17 protein-coding genes are annotated in these 17058 nt (G+C 63.3%); 7 read left to right on the top strand and 10 right to left on the bottom strand.

The genetic code is table 11. The features are described 5' to 3' along the window. Positions 1–14: 14 nt before the first annotated feature. Both AB2N08_RS02570 and AB2N08_RS02575 read left to right on the top strand, forming a co-directional pair. Positions 15–605 carry an SAM-dependent methyltransferase gene (locus tag AB2N08_RS02570; protein ID WP_367609038.1) on the top strand — a complete coding sequence of 197 codons (591 nt, stop codon included), beginning with the start codon at positions 15–17 and terminating at the stop codon, positions 603–605. A gap of 131 nt (positions 606–736) precedes the next feature. Beyond that, positions 737–1627, top strand: coding sequence for a LysR substrate-binding domain-containing protein (locus tag AB2N08_RS02575; RefSeq protein WP_367609039.1), 891 nt, complete (start codon positions 737–739; stop codon positions 1625–1627). A 15-nt stretch (positions 1628–1642) separates the two neighbouring features. Here the strand turns inward: AB2N08_RS02575 and AB2N08_RS02580 are convergent, their stop codons facing one another. Beyond that, positions 1643–2041: a RidA family protein gene (locus AB2N08_RS02580; RefSeq protein ID WP_367609040.1), complete on the bottom strand. Its 399-nt coding sequence runs from the start codon at positions 2039–2041 to the stop codon at positions 1643–1645. 326 nt (positions 2042–2367) lie between these two features. On the opposite strand from AB2N08_RS02580, the gene AB2N08_RS02585 reads away from it, so the two are divergent. Continuing rightward, positions 2368–4509 (top strand): TonB-dependent siderophore receptor, encoded by a 2142-nt coding sequence (locus AB2N08_RS02585; protein WP_367609041.1) that lies wholly within the window; start codon positions 2368–2370, stop codon positions 4507–4509. A 185-nt stretch (positions 4510–4694) separates the two neighbouring features. After that, the gene (locus AB2N08_RS02590; RefSeq protein WP_367609042.1) at positions 4695–5762 is read left to right on the top strand and encodes an SDR family oxidoreductase; all 1068 of its coding nucleotides are present in this window, start codon (positions 4695–4697) and stop codon (positions 5760–5762) included. 153 nt (positions 5763–5915) lie between these two features. Here AB2N08_RS02590 and AB2N08_RS02595 read toward each other — a convergent pair whose 3' ends face one another. From AB2N08_RS02595 to AB2N08_RS02610, 4 genes are all read right to left on the bottom strand, one after another. Continuing rightward, positions 5916–6551 (bottom strand): PqiC family protein, encoded by a 636-nt coding sequence (locus AB2N08_RS02595; RefSeq protein WP_367609043.1) that lies wholly within the window; start codon positions 6549–6551, stop codon positions 5916–5918. Next, complete coding sequence (locus AB2N08_RS02600; RefSeq protein ID WP_367609044.1) at positions 6548–8185, bottom strand: PqiB family protein; 1638 nt, start codon at positions 8183–8185, stop codon at positions 6548–6550. Before AB2N08_RS02600 ends, AB2N08_RS02595 begins: the two co-directional genes overlap by 4 nt. Next, complete coding sequence (locus tag AB2N08_RS02605) at positions 8178–9461, bottom strand: paraquat-inducible protein A (RefSeq protein WP_367609045.1); 1284 nt, start codon at positions 9459–9461, stop codon at positions 8178–8180. The genes AB2N08_RS02600 and AB2N08_RS02605 overlap by 8 nt, the downstream gene beginning before the upstream one ends. A gap of 85 nt (positions 9462–9546) precedes the next feature. Then, positions 9547–10404 (bottom strand): hypothetical protein, encoded by an 858-nt coding sequence (locus tag AB2N08_RS02610; RefSeq protein ID WP_367609046.1) that lies wholly within the window; start codon positions 10402–10404, stop codon positions 9547–9549. Between the two features lie 258 nt (positions 10405–10662). Between AB2N08_RS02610 and AB2N08_RS02615 the strand changes: the two genes are divergently transcribed. Next, entirely contained in the window at positions 10663–11721 is a 1059-nt protein-coding gene (locus AB2N08_RS02615; RefSeq protein ID WP_367609047.1) for an AI-2E family transporter, read from the top strand. 90 nt (positions 11722–11811) lie between these two features. Here AB2N08_RS02615 and AB2N08_RS02620 read toward each other — a convergent pair whose 3' ends face one another. Continuing rightward, positions 11812–12216 carry a VOC family protein gene (locus AB2N08_RS02620; protein ID WP_367609048.1) on the bottom strand — a complete coding sequence of 135 codons (405 nt, stop codon included), beginning with the start codon at positions 12214–12216 and terminating at the stop codon, positions 11812–11814. A gap of 107 nt (positions 12217–12323) precedes the next feature. On the opposite strand from AB2N08_RS02620, the gene AB2N08_RS02625 reads away from it, so the two are divergent. Further along, entirely contained in the window at positions 12324–13010 is a 687-nt protein-coding gene (locus tag AB2N08_RS02625) for a VTT domain-containing protein (RefSeq protein WP_367609049.1), read from the top strand. Positions 13011–13265: 255 nt separating this feature from the next. Next, positions 13266–13505: a hypothetical protein gene (locus AB2N08_RS02630; protein WP_367609050.1), complete on the top strand. Its 240-nt coding sequence runs from the start codon at positions 13266–13268 to the stop codon at positions 13503–13505. Between the two features lie 121 nt (positions 13506–13626). On the opposite strand, the gene AB2N08_RS02635 is transcribed toward AB2N08_RS02630, so the two are convergent. From AB2N08_RS02635 to AB2N08_RS02650, 4 genes are all read right to left on the bottom strand, one after another. After that, positions 13627–14328 carry a hypothetical protein gene (locus AB2N08_RS02635; RefSeq protein ID WP_367609051.1) on the bottom strand — a complete coding sequence of 234 codons (702 nt, stop codon included), beginning with the start codon at positions 14326–14328 and terminating at the stop codon, positions 13627–13629. Positions 14329–14680: 352 nt separating this feature from the next. Further along, entirely contained in the window at positions 14681–14896 is a 216-nt protein-coding gene (locus AB2N08_RS02640; RefSeq protein WP_367609052.1) for a hypothetical protein, read from the bottom strand. A gap of 238 nt (positions 14897–15134) precedes the next feature. Then, the gene (locus AB2N08_RS02645; protein ID WP_367609053.1) at positions 15135–16067 is read right to left on the bottom strand and encodes a type II secretion system F family protein; all 933 of its coding nucleotides are present in this window, start codon (positions 16065–16067) and stop codon (positions 15135–15137) included. A 16-nt stretch (positions 16068–16083) separates the two neighbouring features. After that, a complete protein-coding gene (locus AB2N08_RS02650) occupies positions 16084–17058 on the bottom strand; it encodes a type II secretion system F family protein (protein ID WP_367609054.1) in 975 nt (324 codons plus the stop codon).

The following is a 17058-nucleotide window of genomic DNA, read 5'->3' on the forward strand; positions in this document are numbered from 1 at the left end:
TAGGAGATGTCCCGATGACCCCGCCCCCCCGCCGTCGCTCGATCCTGCTGTCCGCCGTTGCCGCCACCGGCACGCTGATGTTCCCCATCGGGCGCGCACTGGCCATGCCGGGTGTCCTGACACCACGCCTCGATGTGCCGTATGTACCGACGCCGCAGGAAGTCGTCGACAAGATGCTCGACCTGGCCAAGGTGGGCAAGAATGACACGCTGTTCGACCTGGGGTGCGGCGACGGGCGCATCGTCGTCACGGCTGCCAAGGCGCGCGGCGCGCGCGGAACGGGCATCGACATCGATCCGGCCCGCATCGCCGAAGCGACCGAGAACGCGAAAAAGGCCGGCGTGTCCGAGCGCGCCAAGTTCCGCGTGGGCGACTTGTTCAAGACCGATTTCTCGAGCGCCACCGTAGTGACGCTGTACCTGCTGCCGAATATCAACGCGAAACTGCGCCCCCAGCTGTGGAAGCAATTGAAGGTGGGTACGCGTGTGGTGTCGCATGCGTTCGACATGGGGGCGGAATGGCCGGCCGAAAAAACCGTCGACGTCGATGGCCGGACAATCTATTACTGGACCATCACCGAGGCGAACAAGCGCGAAGCGGCCTGATCCGACATTGCCTGCCTGATTCCTGCGCACTGCGCCGATTGTCGACCAGGTAAATATTTTTCAAGACCGTGCGTGACTATCCAGGTTGATGGATAATCCAACTTTCTTGACGCGATACCGTCGCTGCGCCCATGAACCAACTGCTGGCAATGCGCGCCTTTGTGCGCGTCGTCGATACCGGCTCGTTCAGCCGCGCAGCGAACGGGCTGGACTTGCCCCGTTCCAGCGTCAGCAAGCTGGTCGGCGATCTGGAAGCGCACCTGGGCAACAAGCTGCTGCACCGCACGACGCGCACGGTGGCTGCCACCGCGGACGGCCTGGAATATCACCAGCACGCCACACGCCTGCTGGCCGAGCTCGACGCAATGGACCACGCGATGGGCGGCGGGCGGCGCAAGCCGCGTGGCCACCTGCGGATCGACGCCCCAGCGGCGTTCGCCACGGCGCTGTTGATTCCTGCCCTGGCCGACTTCCGGCGCGCCTACCCCGACATCACGATCGCCCTGGGCATCAGCGACCGGCCGGTCAATATCGTCGGCGAAGGCGTCGATTGCGTGATTCGCGCCGGCGCGATCGACGAGCTGTCGATGGTCGGGCGCAAGCTGCTCGACCTGCCGTATGTCACCTGCGCCGCGCCGTCCTACCTGGCGCGCATGGGCACGCCAGCCTCGCCTGCCGAACTGGCTAATCATGTGTGCCTGGGCTATTTCTTCACCGCGAACAGCAAACCGAATCCCCTCGTGTTCGAGGCGGGCGATACGCGCATCGACATCGATGCAGGCGCCCTGTCGACCAACGACAGTAATGGCTTGCTGGCCTTGCTGCGCGCGGGCATGGGCGTCGGCCAGCATTTCGCGCGCGTGGCGCACCCGTATATCGCGCGCGGCGAGCTGGTGCGGCTGCTGCCGGAATGGGACCAGCCGTCGATGCCCTTCCACATCCTGTATCCGACCAGCCGCCACCAGAGCGCCCGGCTGCAGGTGTTCGTCGACTGGCTGATCGCGACCTTCAGGCCCGATTAGCCGACTTGTCCAGCGTCAGGCAATGATGGCCGTGACACGGATCTCCACGCGCATATGGGGGTTGCCCAGCGCCGTGACGCCCGTTTCGGTCCAGATCGGCTTGTTCTGCGGCATGTACTGGCGGAACAGCCTGACCATCGTCTCATTGGTTTCAGGCGGGAAGCCGATGTGATACGAGTTCACGTGCACGACATCCTGCCAGCTCGCACCCGCCGTCGCCAGCGTGCGCTCGACGTTCGCGAACGCCTGCGCGATTTCGTCTTCGAGCCGCTCGGGGAAGGCGAAGTCATTGTCCCAGCCGCCCTGGCCGGATATCTCGACGCGGTTGCCGATCTTGACGGCCTGCGAGTAATGCATCGTCTCGCGCATCGTGTCACCGTAGCCCGGCGTGGCGAAGAATGCTGGTTGGTCCATCGCGAATCCTTGTGATGTGTTGTTTGGAACACCGAGGATAGCCAACCCGCTGGCTGTCAAACAGCACTTCCACTGTCATCATTATCCATACACGTGCACAATTAAAGGCTCGGCAGCGATGGGTAACGCTTCTGCTCGTCAACACACAGGTTGACACAATCAGATGAGAATAGTTATCATTACCGGCTCATAGCGATATGACCCAGGCTGGCCCTAGACAAACTGAGCGCTGGCCTTCCGTAACAACGACACGAACAACAGGAAAAACGATGGATAAGCTGGTCAGCCCTGCCGGGCGTCTTAACTTGAAACAACTGACGGTTTGCGTGAGCCTTGCGCTCCCGTTGGTCGCCCAGGCCCAGTCCACCGATGCCGGCACGACGTCAATGCCGCAGGTGCAAGTGCAGGCGCAAAAACTCGGCGACGCCGTCGGCTCGTACACCATCGGCCGCACCCGCACCGCCACGCCACTGGACATGTCGCTGCGCGACACGCCGCAGTCGGTCTCGGTCATCACCCAGCAGCGCATCGAAGACCAGGGCCTGCTCACCATCACCGACGTGGCCAACAACGTCACCGGCGTCTCGGTCAACCAGTATGAAACCCACCGCGCCAGCTTCACCGCGCGTGGTTTCGAAGTGACCAATCTGCAGATCGACAATATCCCGACCACCTGGGACGCCGCCTGGAGCGCCGGTGAAGTGCTGGGCAGCCTGGCCCTGTACGACCGCGTCGAAGTCGTGCGCGGCGCCACCGGCCTGATGACTGGCGCCGGCACCCCGTCGGCCGCGCTGAACCTGGTGCGCAAGCGCGCCTTCAGCAAGAAACTCGACGCCACCGTCGAAGCCACCGTCGGCCGCTGGGACAAGCGCCGCATCATGGCCGACGTCTCGACGCCGCTGAACGAGTCAGGCAGCATCCGCGGCCGCGCCGTGGCCGAATACAGCGCCGGCGACAGCTGGGTGCAATACCTCGAAAACAAGGACCGCACCGTGTACGCCACCGTCGAAGCCGACATCGGCCGCGACGGCACCTTCTCGACCGGCTTCTCGCGCCAGAAAATGAGCCCGCGCGGCTCGATGTGGGGCGGCCTTCCATACCGCTATACCGACGGTTCGATCATTAATTATGATCGCTCGAAAACCACCGCCACCCCATGGGCCGGCTACGAAAACCAGTACGACAATTTCTTCGCCGACTACGAACACCGCTTCGCCAACGGCTGGAACCTGCGCCTGACCTACACCGACGCCACCCGCGACGGCGACTCGCGCCTGCTGTACCTGTCGGGTGTGCCTGATCGCGTGACCGGTGCCGGCCTGGGCGCCTTCACGGGTTCGTACGTGATCCAGACCAAACAGAAGGACTTTGGCGTGCACACCAGCGGCAAGTTCACGCTGGGTGATCGCCAGCACGAAGCCGCCTTCGGCTACCTGCACGCCAAGACCGATTTCAATTCGAACAATCGTTCAGCAGACTACGGGACTGCTGATACGACCGTGGCCGACTTCAACAATTGGAACCCGGCGTCGTACCCGACCCCGACGTTCGGCCCGCAAGCGTTCTATGAAGGCAGCGAAACCACCCAGCAAGGCCTGTACGGCATGGCCCGCTTCTCGCTGACCGACCGCCTCAAGGCGGTCGTCGGCGCGCGCGTGACCAAGTACGAGAAAGAAGGCGGCGGCCTGTACACAGCGGCATATTCGCTCAAGTACGACAATGAAATCACGCCGTACGCTGGTCTGGTGTTCGACCTGAACGACACCTATTCGCTGTACGCCAGCCACACCAGCATCTTCCAGCCACAAAACCTGAAAGACCTGGCGGGCAACCTGCTCGATCCGATCGAGGGCAAGGCCAATGAAGCCGGTATCAAGGGCGAATTCTTCGACCGCCGCGTGAACGCGTCGCTGGCCGTGTTCCACCTGAAGCAGGACAACCTGGGCCAGGCCGCCGGCCGCATCGACCGCGACGGTGCCGGTCCGCTGCTCGAAGAAAGCTACTACCGCGCCGCCCAGGGCGCGACCAGCAAGGGTATTGAACTGGACGTCTCGGGCGAAATCATCTCTGGCCTGAACGCCAGCGTCGGCTACTCGATCTTCCGCGCCAAGGATGCAACCGGCGTCGATTTCAACTCGATCTACCCACGCAAGACGCTGCGCGCCTTTGCCAGCTACCGCCTGCCGGGCGACTGGAACAAGCTGACCGTCGGCGGCGGCGTCAACTGGGAAGGCAGTACCTACACGGTCGATGCGACCGTGGCCCCGGGTATCGACGGCCGCATGGAACAGGAATCGTACGCGCTGGTCAACCTGATGGCGCGCTACGAGTTCACCAAGCAGTGGTCGGCCCAGCTGAATGTCAACAACGCCACCGACAAGAAAACGTTCGCGATGTTCGCCGCCTACAACCAGTTCACCTACGGCGCGCCACGCAACACGTCGCTGACGCTGCGCTACCGCTTCTGATGATTTGATGCGGTAAAAAATGAAAGGGGCGCTGCAGCGATGCAGCGCCCCTTTTTTTATGGCGCAGTCAACGTTAAACAGGGGCGAGCTCTGAATTGCGTTCCGAGCCAGCCGACGGCCATCAGCCACGCATGTCAATCGTGCGCAGTAGAATGGACGACAATCGTCAACTCAGGAGTCAAACCATGAAACGAACCGCACTCGTCGTCGGCGTCACCGGCATTGGCGGCAACCACGCCGCCCGCGAACTGCTGGCGCAAGGCTGGGATGTCGTTGGCCTGTCGCGCCGCGCGCCGCGCGATCTGCCACAAGTGCGCCATATCGCCGCCGACCTGCTCGATGCGGCCGCGCTGAACGCCGCATTGAAAGGCGTCGCCCCGACCCACGTGTTCATCACCACCTGGATGCGCCAGGATACCGAAAGCGACAACATTCGCGTCAACGCCGCGCTCGTGCGCAACCTGCTGGACGCCCTGGCACCGCAAAAGAGCGTGCGCCATGTGGCGCTGGTGACGGGCCTGAAGCATTACCTGGGCCCGTTCGAGGCGTACGCCAGCTCGGGCACGCTACCCGACACGCCGCTGCGCGAATCGCAACCGCGCCTGCCGCTCGAGAATTTCTATTACGCGCAAGAGGATGAGGTCTACGCTGCCGCCGAGCGCGACCGGTTCACCTGGACGATCCACCGCCCGCACACCGTCATCGGCCAGGCCGTCGGCAATGCGATGAACCTGGGCACCACGCTGGCCGTGTACGCGACGATCTGCAAGGAGACGGGCCGCCCGTTCCAGTTCCCCGGTTCCAGCGCGCAGTGGAACGGCTTGTCGGACGTGACCGACGCACGCATGCTGGCCAGACAGCTGGTGTGGGCCGCCGACACCGACGCGGCGCGCAACGAAGCCTTCAACATCGTCAATGGCGACGTGTTCCGCTGGAGCTGGTTGTGGCCGAGACTGGCCGAATTCTTCGGCGTGCAGGCAGCCGGTTTCAACGGCACGGTGCAGCCGCTGGAAGCAGCGATGGCAGACGATGCCCCGCTGTGGCGCGAGATCGCGGCCCGCCACGGCCTGGTCGAAGCCGACCTCGATCGCCTGGCCTCGGCCTGGCATACCGACCTCGATCTGGGCCGGCCGCTGGAAGTCATGACCGACATGGCCAACAGCCGCCGCCTGGGCTTCACGGCTTTCCAGGCGACGGACGCGTCGTTCTTCGACCTGTTCACGCGCCTGCGGGCCGAACGCCTGATCCCGTAGCTCGATAAACGTCATCCCCGCGCAGGCGGGGATCCAAGTTTTAAGCACTCCTCAAGAGCGTATCGCGGTGGCAGTGCAACTGACTTGGATCCCCGCCTACGCGGGGATGACGGTTCTTAGACTAACTGAACGGCCTTGACCGATGCCGGCATTTTATCGTGCCCCGGCCGCGCAGGCCGGCGCGCCGCCAGCGACCTGGCTGCGCACACCGGCAGCAATCGCCGTGGCCAATTTGGCCAGCGCGGCCCGGTGCCCAGCCACCAGCGCCTCGTAACCCGGCCCCACCTTTTCCTGGAACACGCTGCGGCAGGTCTGCACCGAGCCGCCATCGACCTTGCGCACGTTCCACACCGCGTCGATCAGGGCATAGTCGCCCTCTTTCGACTCGAAGCGCTGGATGTTCGCGCCGATGCGATACAGCGCGCTGCCGGCCGGCGCCGGGTTGCGGTAGACGTCCACGCCACCCAGGTCCGCCGCGATCCCGAGCGACAGCCCGGTGGTGATTTCATCGGCCAGCGGTCCCGCCCAGCGATGGTGTTCGCGCATCTCGATCGTGCCCGCCTCGCCCGCCACCATCAGTTGCGGACGACGCACCGAGGCCGGGATTGTCACCGGCCGCATCTCGAAGAACAGTGGCGCGCTTGCCGCTGCCGGCGGCACCACGGTCGCCGCGCCGCCGCTCAGGGTATAGAACTGGTCGGTCGGCGTGCTGGCGCACCCGGCCAGCAGCAGCGGGACCGCCAGCGCCGCGCCCGTCAATGCGCGGCGCACATGGATAAACAGCGTCATTCCTTTTTCTCCTGGGGTTTGCCGCGAATGAGCGACTGCGGATTGCGTTCGAGATAATCGGCCAGTGCCTCGACCTTGGCCATCGTGTCGGTCACCGATTGCAGCGCCCGGCGCAGATCGGACTGCAGCGGTGCATCCTGCGCCAGCACGCTTTCGGCGTTGGCGAAGGTGGCCTTGGCGGCAGTGAGTGTCTCTTGCATTTCGGGCAGCACCTTGCCATCGATGCGCGCGAGCGTGGCGTTGGCCTGCACCAGCGTGCGGTTCAGGTTCACGCCGATTTCATCGAACGGGATCTTGTCGAGTTTGCCGGCAATGCGCGAGATCTGGCTTTGCAGCTCGTCGAGCTGACCCGGGATGGTTGGCAACACCAGCAGCTCGCCCTGCGCTGCGACCGTCGCCTTGCGCGCGTTCGGGAAGAAGTCGAGTGCGATATACAGCTGGCCGGTCAAGAGGTTACCGTTGCGCAGCTGCGCGCGCAGCCCGCGGCCCACCATCGCGGTGAGCGCGCGCTGGCCGCCGTCTTCGCGCTCCATCGCCGCCATGAAGCCTTTGCCCAGCCGTCCCGGATACAGGTCAACAGTGATCGGCATCGTGAATTTTTGACGTTCGCGATCGAACTCGATGCCGACGGCGCGCACTTCACCCAGTGCCACGCCACGGAAGTCGACCACCGCGCCCGGCGACAGGCCACGCAGCGACTGGTCAAAGTACAGCACGGCCGTCACCGCCGGTCCGTCGGGCGGACGCAGCGCCTCGGCGCGATCTTCGGACAGCACGAAGCGCGTGCCGACCGGCGCCGGGGTCACGGGCTTGCGCCCATCGACCGATTCAAAGGCGATGCCGCCGGTGGCCAGCGCCGCCAGCGACTGGGTATTGAGTTTCAGGCCGCTGGCGTCGAGCCGCAGATCGACGCCGCTGGCATGCCACCAGCGCGTGTCCGGTCCGACCAGGCCAGTATACGGCTGCTCGACGAACACTGACATGTCGATGCCCTGACCGGCCTTGTCCAGCGCGACCGACGCCACCTGGCCCACGCGCACGCGCTTGAAGTACACGGGCGACCCGGGCGCCACCGAGCCAAGCGTCTCGGCGTGCAGCTTGTATTCGCGGCCCTTCAGGCCGATCGGGATCGGCGGCGCCGTTTCCAGGCCGGTAAAGCTGTTGGTGGTTTCTTCCTTGGCGCCGGGCGCCGCGCCGATGTAGGGGCCCGACAGCAGCGTGCCCAGGCCCGAGACGCCGCTGGCGCCGATCTGCGGTCGCACGACCCAGAAGCGCGAGTCGACGGCCGTGAAGCGGTCGGCTTCTTTCGCCATCTCGATCTTGGCGACGACGCGGTTACCGTCTTCGCCGAGCGTGACCGAGACCACGCGGCCGATGTCGACGTCCTTGTATTTGACCCTGGTCTGGCCCGCCTCGAGCCCTTCGCCGCTGGCGAAATACACGTAGACAGTCGCGCCTTTGTTGGTAACCCAGCTGACGACCTGCCAGGCGCCGATCAGGGCGGCCAGCACGGGGATCATCCAGATCAGCGATGGCAGCCAGCGGCTGGGGCGGTCGACCGAGGGCGAGGCAGCGAGGGGCGCCGTTGGGCCCACGGGTGGTTCCGGCGGTCTTGCGCCGTCCTGTTCAGACATGTTGCTCTCCGTTCGATTCAATAGGGTCCCAGATCAGGCGCGGGTCGAACTGGTGGGACGCGACCATCGTCACGATCACCACGCAGCCAAACGCGATCGCGCCCGGCCCTGCCGTGATCACCACCAGCGCGTCGAAGCGCACCAGCGCCACGGTCAGGGCAACCACGAAAATATCCAGCATCGACCAGCGGCCGACGAATTCAATGGCGCGATACGCGCGCGTACGCGCCATCGGCGCCGCGTGCGAGCGCGCCTGCGCGGTAGCATTGAGCCACGCCAGCGCGGCCAGTTTCGACACCGGCACCACGATGCTGGCCACGAAAATGATGATGGCCAGGCCTTTCGAGCCGGTGTTCCAGAACAGCACGACGCCGCTCATGATGGTGTCGCCCTCGGTGCCGCCGATCGAACGGGTGTACATCACGGGCAGCATATTGGCGGGAATGTAGAGCAGCGTGGCGGCCAGCAGCATGGCCCAGGTCCAGCCAACGCTGTGGGGAATCCGGCGATGCAGCGCCGCGCTGCAGCGGGCGCAGCGATCGGTGCCGTCGCGTGACGGGCAGGTGTGATTGACCAGGCCGCAGGCGGTGCACGAGACCAGTACAGAGTCGGCCTCGGCAATGGTAGTCGTTTGCCGCGCAGGATCCGACTTGCGCAGCGGCGCCAGTCGATCGGCCAGCGCCCACAACGCTTTCGGCTCATAGCGCATGACCAGCGCGCACAGGATCGTGAGCACGCCGAACGCGAACAGCGCAGGATGCGGCTCGACGCGCGCCAGGCTGGTCATCTTGATCACGGTGATGAGGATGCCGATCATGAGCACTTCGGTCATCGCCCAATGGCGCGCGCCCTGCACGGTGCGCAGTACCAGATTAAAGCCAGGCACGCGCATGCCCCGGGTCAGGCCCAGGGCGACATACAACAGCGAGCCCAGTTCGATACCGGGGAAAACGATGGCGCAAAAAAAGACCATGGCCGCGATGACCTGGTCTCCCGCGCCCCACAGCACGCCAACCGCCTGGTACAGCGTGGCGCCAGAGAGCATGCCGCCCATCTCGAGCGTGACAATGGGGAACCACTGCGCCAGCAAAAAGACCAATACGGCGCCCAGCGTCAGTGCGGCAAGCACCTCGGCCTGGCGCGCCGGGCTGCCTTTGTGCCAGCGGTACAACTCGTGCTGGCAACGGGTGCAGCTGGCGCGCTCACAGGCGGCCAGCGGTCGCCAGTGGTACAGGCTGCCACAGTCATGACACGCGATCAGTTGATCCGTTTTCACCCACTCCCCTTACACCAGTGCTTTTACACTATGTATTATGACCGAGAGCAACGGACCGCGTCGTTCAATCGTGAACGCAGGGGGATCAGAAGCGAACCTTGAGGTAAGCCGATGGGCCGGTTAGTTTCAGGTCAAGGTCGGCAGTGCGTTCGCCATTGCGGTGCAGGTCGATTTTCTGGATGCCGTAATCGAGCACCAGGCCGACATTCTTGAGCGGGAAGTATTCGACGCCAACGGCGCCGTTATAGATATGGCCTTCGATATTGCCGCCGTTCTTCTTCACGCCAGCCGCTTCTGCGTACAGCCGAACCTGGTCGTTCAGCGCGTGGCGCCATGCCAGTTCGACCGTTGGCGCCCACACGGCTTCGCTGGCCGATGCCGAACCGCTCCACGAGTAGCTCTCGACCGGCGCCGTGCTGCTGACATTGGCCGAAGCCGAACCGGAAATCTTGGCGCGCAGGTGCGCCGCACCCAGGCCGACGCCGAAGGCATTTTTCTCTTTGCCGAACCACAGCTTGTACGACAGGCGCGCCAATTCGAGGCGCAGCTTGGCGTCGGCACGCAGCGAACCGCTGACCGGACGGCCTTCATACACGGTGTCGCCAGCGAGGTCGGTACCGTAGCCTTTGCTGAATCGGAAATAATCGAACGACAGGCCGTGGCTGTCGCCGATCAGCACTTCGGCCTTCACGCGCGGCAGGGTGGCGTGGTCGAGGTCTGCGTCCGGCGTATCGACACGGCCATAGCGGGTGTCGCCGCCCAGGTGGATTTCAGGCTCTGTGTAGAACGCACCGGCCGACACGCTCACGCGGTCAAGCGCTGGCGACTGCTGCGCCTGTGCCATGCCGGCTGCTGCCGCGCCAATCAGGATCGCGCCTTTGAGCGCGCGGGCGACGGTGATGTTCAGGGAAGGCGTGGCGGTGCATGGGGCATTACGGGACATGATTTCTCCGGGTAGATAAGTAAAGGCAGTGCCCGCCAGACTGTGTCTCGACGTGGCAACCCGGGCATTATCGCAAGATGCCAGTTTGCCAACGCGCACAATTGAAATGACTTTGTGGTCAGTTAGCCACAGATGGGCCAACGGCGACATTGCCAGCTATTCCAGACGCGGCGCACAGACATCGGTCGTGCGCGCGGGGGTGTGTTGACGCTCTTGGCGTATCATCGAGCAACATTAACCTTTTCATATGCGCATTCAATGAAGCAATTTACCCTCCCGCAGAATTCATTCCTGCTCCTGCTGACGCTTGTCACGATTGCGTTCTTCTGGATCCTGCTACCGTATTCGGGCGCCGTGTTCTGGGGCGTCGTGTTCGCCATCATCTTCGCGCCGCTGCAGTCGAAGCTGCTGCGCGTGACCAAGGGCAAGCCGACGGTCGCCGCCCTGCTCTCGCTGCTGATCATCGTGCTGATGGTGCTGCTGCCCCTGGCACTGATCACGGCGTCGCTGGTCGACCAGGTCGCCGGCATTTATACGATGGTCAGCAGCGGCCAGATCGATTTCGCGGGCTATTTCCAGATCGTGATGCGCGCCTTGCCGGACTGGGCGATTTCGATCCTTGAACGCAATGAACTGACCAACCTGGCGTCGCTGCAGACCAAGATCACCGAATTCGCAGCCCAGATCAGCCAGGCCGCGGCCACGTACGCCCTGAATATCGGCCGCAATACGCTCGACTTCGTGGTCAGCATGACGATCATGCTGTACCTGCTGTTCTTCCTGCTGCGCGACGGGCGCATCCTGGCCGCCCGCATCCAGCGCGCCGTGCCACTGAGCATCGAGTACAAGGGTCGCTTGTTCCAGAACTTCACGACCGTGATCCGCGCCACCGTCAAAGGCAATGTGCTGGTGGCGATTGCGCAAGGCGCACTGGGCGGCTTCATCTTCTGGCTGCTGGACGTGTCCGGCCCGCTGCTGTGGGGCGTGGTGATGGCATTCCTGTCGCTGCTGCCGGCCATCGGCGCGGCGCTCGTGTGGGCGCCGGTGGCGATCTATTTCCTGGTAACGGGCGATATCTGGCAAGGCGTGGTGCTGGCCGCGTACGGCGTGCTGGTCATTGGCCTGGTCGACAATATCCTGCGCCCGATCCTGGTGGGCAAGGATACCAAGCTGCCTGACTACGTGATCCTGCTGTCGACGCTGGGCGGCATGGCGCTGTTCGGCCTGAACGGGTTCGTGATCGGGCCGGTGATTGCCGCCCTGTTCATTGCAGCCTGGGATCTGTTCTGCCGCTCGGACGAGTTCCAGGAAGAGTAACAGCCGGTGTCACAGCCGGTGTCAGGTCTGACATTCGGACACGACCTGATCCGCTGACCATCACTGACAGTGATTGACAGTCACTGACAATCAGCCTCGACCGTCAGCCGCCATCCACACCAGGTTCCACAGGTGGCCGTCCAGATCTTCGAAGCCCTGGTCAAGCATGAAGCCGTGGTCCTCGGGCGGATGGGGAATGCGGGCGCCGGCGGCCGACGCCTTGGCGATCAGGCCGTGAAGTTCCTCGCGGCTCTCGCAGGACAGGCACAGCACCAGTTCGTTGGCCTGCCTGGCCGACATCATCGGCTTGTCGATCAGCGATTGAAAGAAGCGCTCGGTGGTCAGCATGACGTGGATGCGGTCCTGCGCAATAATGACCATTGCCACGTCCTCGCTGCTCACTTGCGAATCCAGGCCGTAGCCGAGCGACGTGAAGAAGCCTTTCGATTTTTCCAGGTTCTGGACGGGCAAATTGATGATGATTTGCTGATTCACGGTATCTCCAGTTCAAACGTGGTGTGGATGGACCTTACCATTCTGACGACGAACCAGGTTGGCCAACATCGACATCCGCCGCTCACTCATCCGTGCTGAGGCTTACAATGGCGGACCTGTCCCCGATGTTCATGGAAAATAACGATATGCTCACGACCCTGCTCGACTGGTTCCTCCACCTTGATCGCCACCTCGCCGTACTGGCGGCCGAATATCAGTTACTTGTCTACGTGCTGCTGTTCGCGGTGATCTTCGTTGAAACGGGGGTGGTCGTGATGCCGTTCCTGCCGGGCGATTCGCTCCTGTTCGTCACCGGCGCCCTTGCCGCGAAAGGCATGTTGTCGCTGGAGATCCTGATGCCGCTCCTGATCGTCGCGGCGGTGGCCGGCGACATCGTCAACTTTGCCATCGGCAGCGCGTTTCGCGAACGCGTCAAGCGTGGTTACCGGTTCCGTCTCATCAAGGACGAACATATCGCGCATACCGAGCGCTTCTTCCAGCGCCACGGCCCCAAGACCATCGTGCTGGCGCGCTATGTCCCGATCGTGCGCACGCTGGCGCCGTTCGTCGCCGCGCTGGGCAGCATGCGGTATCGGACTTTCCTGGCCTACAACGTCGCCGGCGGGACCTTGTGGGTCGTGTCGCTGACAGTTGCCGGCTACATTTTCGGCAATATCAAGTGGGTCAATGACAACCTGACTGCGGTCATTCTCGGGATTATCGTGCTGTCGCTGGTGCCGGGGATCGTGGCGTGGCTGCTGGAGCGGTATCGTGGTCGTCGGGCGGACGCGTGAATGCGCTGAACTGGTAGCGGCTCGACTGCGGGGTAACGTCGTTGCAGAGCGCCTGGTATCAGTCGGTCCCGGCCACGGGCAACAGGCCGGCGTCAGCATTGATATTCCCGGGTAACCTGTCCGGCTCTCTGCCAGCCGTTCGTGACACGCGTGACGTCCTTCACCGGCAACCTGCTATGCTGCGCCCCTTGAACATGTTCGGCCTGCGCCAGCCCCCAGCGCGCATGACGGCGCGACCACGATGAGAGACAACCAATGAGCAGTACAGAAAATACGACAGTTGCCGAGTTGGCGTTTCAGCTCGGCAAGGTAGCCAGACATGCGATCGACGTCAGGGACGGCGAGGCCAACCCGGTCGCGCTAGCGAAAATCGCCAATGATTTACTCGAGGCCGGGCATCAAAAGGTCGCGGGCGACTTGCTGATGTTGTTCGTCGCGGGCTTCGAAGAGGGCGATCCCATCGAGCGCCGTACCGATCCGGAAAGTCGCCTGTAGGCGCCACCGAGCAGCCCTCAGACGGGCAAGCGTTCGACGGGTTCCGCCTGGAAGTCGCAGGCGTCAACTTCGTTGTCGCATCACCTCACACGACTTGCGCAACGCTGCTTCTCGTCGGTTCTCAATAGTTCGGGAATTCATCGGCTCCCTCCTCGATAGCGCGCCGAGTATTTCGAATAATCATATTTGCAGTTTCTTTGTCACTTACCTCATCAAGGACACGTTTCCTGTAGTCCTCGAAGTCGGTAGCCTCACGCAACGCTCGCCACATCGCATGCACGTGGTGGTCCAGATGTTCCAGGTGACGCTCGGTTGTGTTCTCGAACTTGCTGATCATGTGGGGCAACGCAACCAAGCTCGCTTCGCACCACGCCTTTCGCCGCGTTTCGTCACTGACGATCGCGCTGGTCGCGTATTTGACACCGTACTTGACGTCGACCGCGGTCGAGTGAGGCATGTAGGATGCCGTGCTCTTTGCCATCCGTTCACAGCTCTTGAGGTATTCGTCGTTCGCCGGATCATCAACAAATGCCTTGAGTGCAATAACTGCCCATTCCGGACAGTTTCGGCTGCTGAGTGCACCTGGGTCCATGAGCCATGCCTGGATGGTGCGATGTGCTACCGACTTCTTTGAAATACGCTGGATCGCAATGGATGCCTGCATGGTATACCCACCGAACTTGCTATCGATAAGGTGTTGCATGGCGACGCGTCTCTGATTTTGTTGAAGAATTCCCCAGAACTCAGCCCGTAATCTCTGCATTGCGACGTCGTCGAACTTGTGTTTCGAGGACACTTGCGGTGTCAGTTCAACGTCGTCCATGGAGGCCGCCCCACGTCCTACTTTTACGTCGAACCTGGTATTCGTATCAGTCTCAGTTGCGACGGCGTTCGGGTATGTGTACTTCCACGGCATGAGAAATCCATCCAAATAAATGATACGCACATTGTGCGCGCACAATGTGCGGCCGTCAATGTATGGATCGCTTGGGTTGACCTCGGATTTGCCAGTTACCCATACCGGACGAAGCTTCAACCGATGGGGACCCTCGCGGCCTGGAGCGCAGCAATCGGACGGCGTGATGTAAAACCTGATAGTGGGCCCGTAAACGACAAACGCCCCGCGTCATGCAGGGCGTCTTGTCAATCCCGGGAGCGAGCCCGGGCAAACTACATCAGTTCGACTTGGCGTGCGATGCCAGGCGACGGGCGACTGCCGGCGAGACCGCGTCGGCGCCGCGGGTCATGCGGTACAGGGCCCAGACATCGGCGCTGCCGGTGGTGCGGGCGGCGGCTGGAGCGGCCTTGACTTCACGCACGAAATTGAAGGCGGTGCTGACCAAAGCGGACAGTTGGGCAGCGAACGACGGGCGAAGGGACAAGGTGGTCATGGTTTTCTTCCTGTGTGTTTGATCTGGTATGAAGCTAGTATGCGCCCTCTCAGATAGAAATCAAATTGTGATCCATGATAAGCGTCATTCACGAATCAACTATCTGCCACGCCTCGTTCCAGTTCAATAACCATCCTTTACGCTTGCCCTAGGGAATCAATAAATCCGTTATCGTTCGTTCCATAAGCCCTTCCCGATTCCCGGAGCGAACATGCGTGGCATCCACGCCACAACGGGTTCAACCGCCAGCCACCGGCGTAATCGCCCGAAAAATCTGGATCACCGCTGGCCCCAGCAACACCACCAGCAACGCCGGAAAAATACAGAAAATCAATGGAAACAACAGCTTGGTAGCGATTTGCGCGGCCTTCTCTTCCACCAGTTGGCGCCGGCGGGTGCGCAGTTGTTCCGACTGCACGCGCAGCGCCGTGCCGACACTGGTACCGAAGCGCTCGGCCTGGATCAGCATCTTGACCAGCGCGTCGACGTCTTCCACGCCGGTGCGCAGCGCCAGGTTGCGCAGCGCCTTTTCCTTGGCGCTGCCCGCGCGCAATTCCAGCGTCACCAATTGCAGCTCGTCGGCCAGCACCGGGCTTTTCAGGCCGATCTCGCCCCCCACGCGCGCCAGCGCCGCATCCATCGCCAGGCCCGCCTCGACGCACACCGTCATCAGGTCGAGCGCGTCGGGAAAGCCTTCGAAAATGTCGCGCTGGCGGTTGGCGATGCGGCGCTTGAGGATGATGCCCGGCAGGTAGTAGCCGATGCTGGCCGCGCTGACCAGGAACAGGAACGTCAACGCCAGTGGCCGGTTGCTGTGGTGCGGCAGTGCGATCCAGACCACCAACGGCAGGCCGATCGTCAGCACGGACTTGCCCGCGTGATACAGGCCCGGGGCCGATGGTGCGCGCCATCCGGCGTTGATGAAGCGTAGCCGCAGGGGCGACGTTTCCCAGCCTTCGGCCGGCACCGACAGCTTGGCCAGCGGCTCGGCGAAATCGGCCAGCCGCTCGCGCCAGCCGTCTCCGCGCCGCACCTTCGGCGCATCGCGTTCGTTCAGCGCCACCAGGCGCGCCTTGACGGGGTCGCGCGTGAGCAGCAGCAAGGCCACGACGGCGCCGCCGAACACCAGCAGGAACATCGCTGCCAGCATGAGTATTTTTGCCATGGTCATGGTCGTGTTCTTTCCGTTACATCCGGATGCGCACGATCTTGCGGATCGCCAGCACCCCAAAACCCATCATGCCCAGCGCCGCGGCGCTCAACTGGCGGCCGATCGGATCGTTGATCAGCACGCCCATCGTTTCGGGATTGGCCAGCGCCATCATGCCGCCAGCGCCGAACGGCAACAGGCACAGCACCCAGGCCGAGATCCGGCCCTCGGCCGACAGCACCCGCACCTGCCCGGCCAGCTTGTGGCGGTCGCGGATGATGTTGGAAATCGACGTGAGAAGCTCGGTGAGATTGCCGCCGCTCTCGCGCTGGATCAGCACCGCGACGACGAAGTACTGCAAGTCCATGCTCGGCACGCGCTGCGCCAGGTTGTTCAGCGCGTCGCCCATCGACACGCCGAAATTGACCTCGTCGAACGCGGTCTTAAATTCTTCGCCCAAGGGCGCCGCGACTTCGTCGGCCACGAGCTTGAGCGCCGTCGGAAACGCATGGCCAGCGCGCATCGCGCGGCTCATCATGTCGAGCGCCTCGGGCAACTGGCGCTCGAAACGCACCATGCGGGCGTCGCGCGCACGCGTCAGGCGCAGCAGCGGCAGCCAGGCGGCCAGCAACATGCAGCCCAGCACGCCGAGCAAAGGCAGGCGCATGAGCAACGCCGCCACGATCCCGGCGCAGGCAAACGCCAGGCACACGCACAGCAGCGACGCGACCTTCTGCGCACTGCCCGCCTGCACCAGCATGCGGTCGAGACGGCGCACGCCGGGCAGGCGGCGCAGCAGCGGTTCAAGGTCCGGGTTGTCGGACAGGCGCCGCTCCTTGACGATGGTGACATCGAGCTCGCGGGTTTCGCGGCCGATCACACTGCGCAGGCGGCGCGCGACGCGCTCGGCTTCCGGGTTGTTGTTCGCCTGCCAGGCCGTGTACACGCCCCACACCAGCAGCATGACGGCGACGAACAGCAGCAGGATGAACAGGATGAAGGTGGTAACCAT

The sequence above is a fragment of the Massilia aurea genome (genome assembly GCF_040790145.1).
GTDB lineage: Bacteria > Pseudomonadota > Gammaproteobacteria > Burkholderiales > Burkholderiaceae_D > Telluria > Telluria aurea_C.

Excerpts from the sequence above, each read along its gene's own strand:
- AB2N08_RS02590 (WP_367609042.1), top strand. The coding sequence starts at position 4,695 with ATGAAACGAACCGCACTCGTCGTCGGCGTCACCGGCATTGGCGGCAAC.
- AB2N08_RS02575 (WP_367609039.1), top strand. The coding sequence starts at position 737 with ATGAACCAACTGCTGGCAATGCGCGCCTTTGTGCGCGTCGTCGATACC.
- AB2N08_RS02640 (WP_367609052.1), bottom strand. The coding sequence starts at position 14,896 with ATGACCACCTTGTCCCTTCGCCCGTCGTTCGCTGCCCAACTGTCCGCT.
- AB2N08_RS02615 (WP_367609047.1), top strand. The coding sequence starts at position 10,663 with ATGAAGCAATTTACCCTCCCGCAGAATTCATTCCTGCTCCTGCTGACG.
- AB2N08_RS02630 (WP_367609050.1), top strand. The coding sequence starts at position 13,266 with ATGAGCAGTACAGAAAATACGACAGTTGCCGAGTTGGCGTTTCAGCTC.
- AB2N08_RS02625 (WP_367609049.1), top strand. The coding sequence starts at position 12,324 with ATGGCGGACCTGTCCCCGATGTTCATGGAAAATAACGATATGCTCACG.
- AB2N08_RS02600 (WP_367609044.1), bottom strand. The coding sequence starts at position 8,185 with ATGTCTGAACAGGACGGCGCAAGACCGCCGGAACCACCCGTGGGCCCA.
- AB2N08_RS02595 (WP_367609043.1), bottom strand. The coding sequence starts at position 6,551 with ATGACGCTGTTTATCCATGTGCGCCGCGCATTGACGGGCGCGGCGCTG.
- AB2N08_RS02580 (WP_367609040.1), bottom strand. The coding sequence starts at position 2,041 with ATGGACCAACCAGCATTCTTCGCCACGCCGGGCTACGGTGACACGATG.
- AB2N08_RS02570 (WP_367609038.1), top strand. The coding sequence starts at position 15 with ATGACCCCGCCCCCCCGCCGTCGCTCGATCCTGCTGTCCGCCGTTGCC.
- AB2N08_RS02645 (WP_367609053.1), bottom strand. The coding sequence starts at position 16,067 with ATGACCATGGCAAAAATACTCATGCTGGCAGCGATGTTCCTGCTGGTG.
- AB2N08_RS02635 (WP_367609051.1), bottom strand. The coding sequence starts at position 14,328 with ATGGACGACGTTGAACTGACACCGCAAGTGTCCTCGAAACACAAGTTC.
- AB2N08_RS02610 (WP_367609046.1), bottom strand. The coding sequence starts at position 10,404 with ATGTCCCGTAATGCCCCATGCACCGCCACGCCTTCCCTGAACATCACC.
- AB2N08_RS02650 (WP_367609054.1), bottom strand. The coding sequence starts at position 17,058 with ATGGTTACCACCTTCATCCTGTTCATCCTGCTGCTGTTCGTCGCCGTC.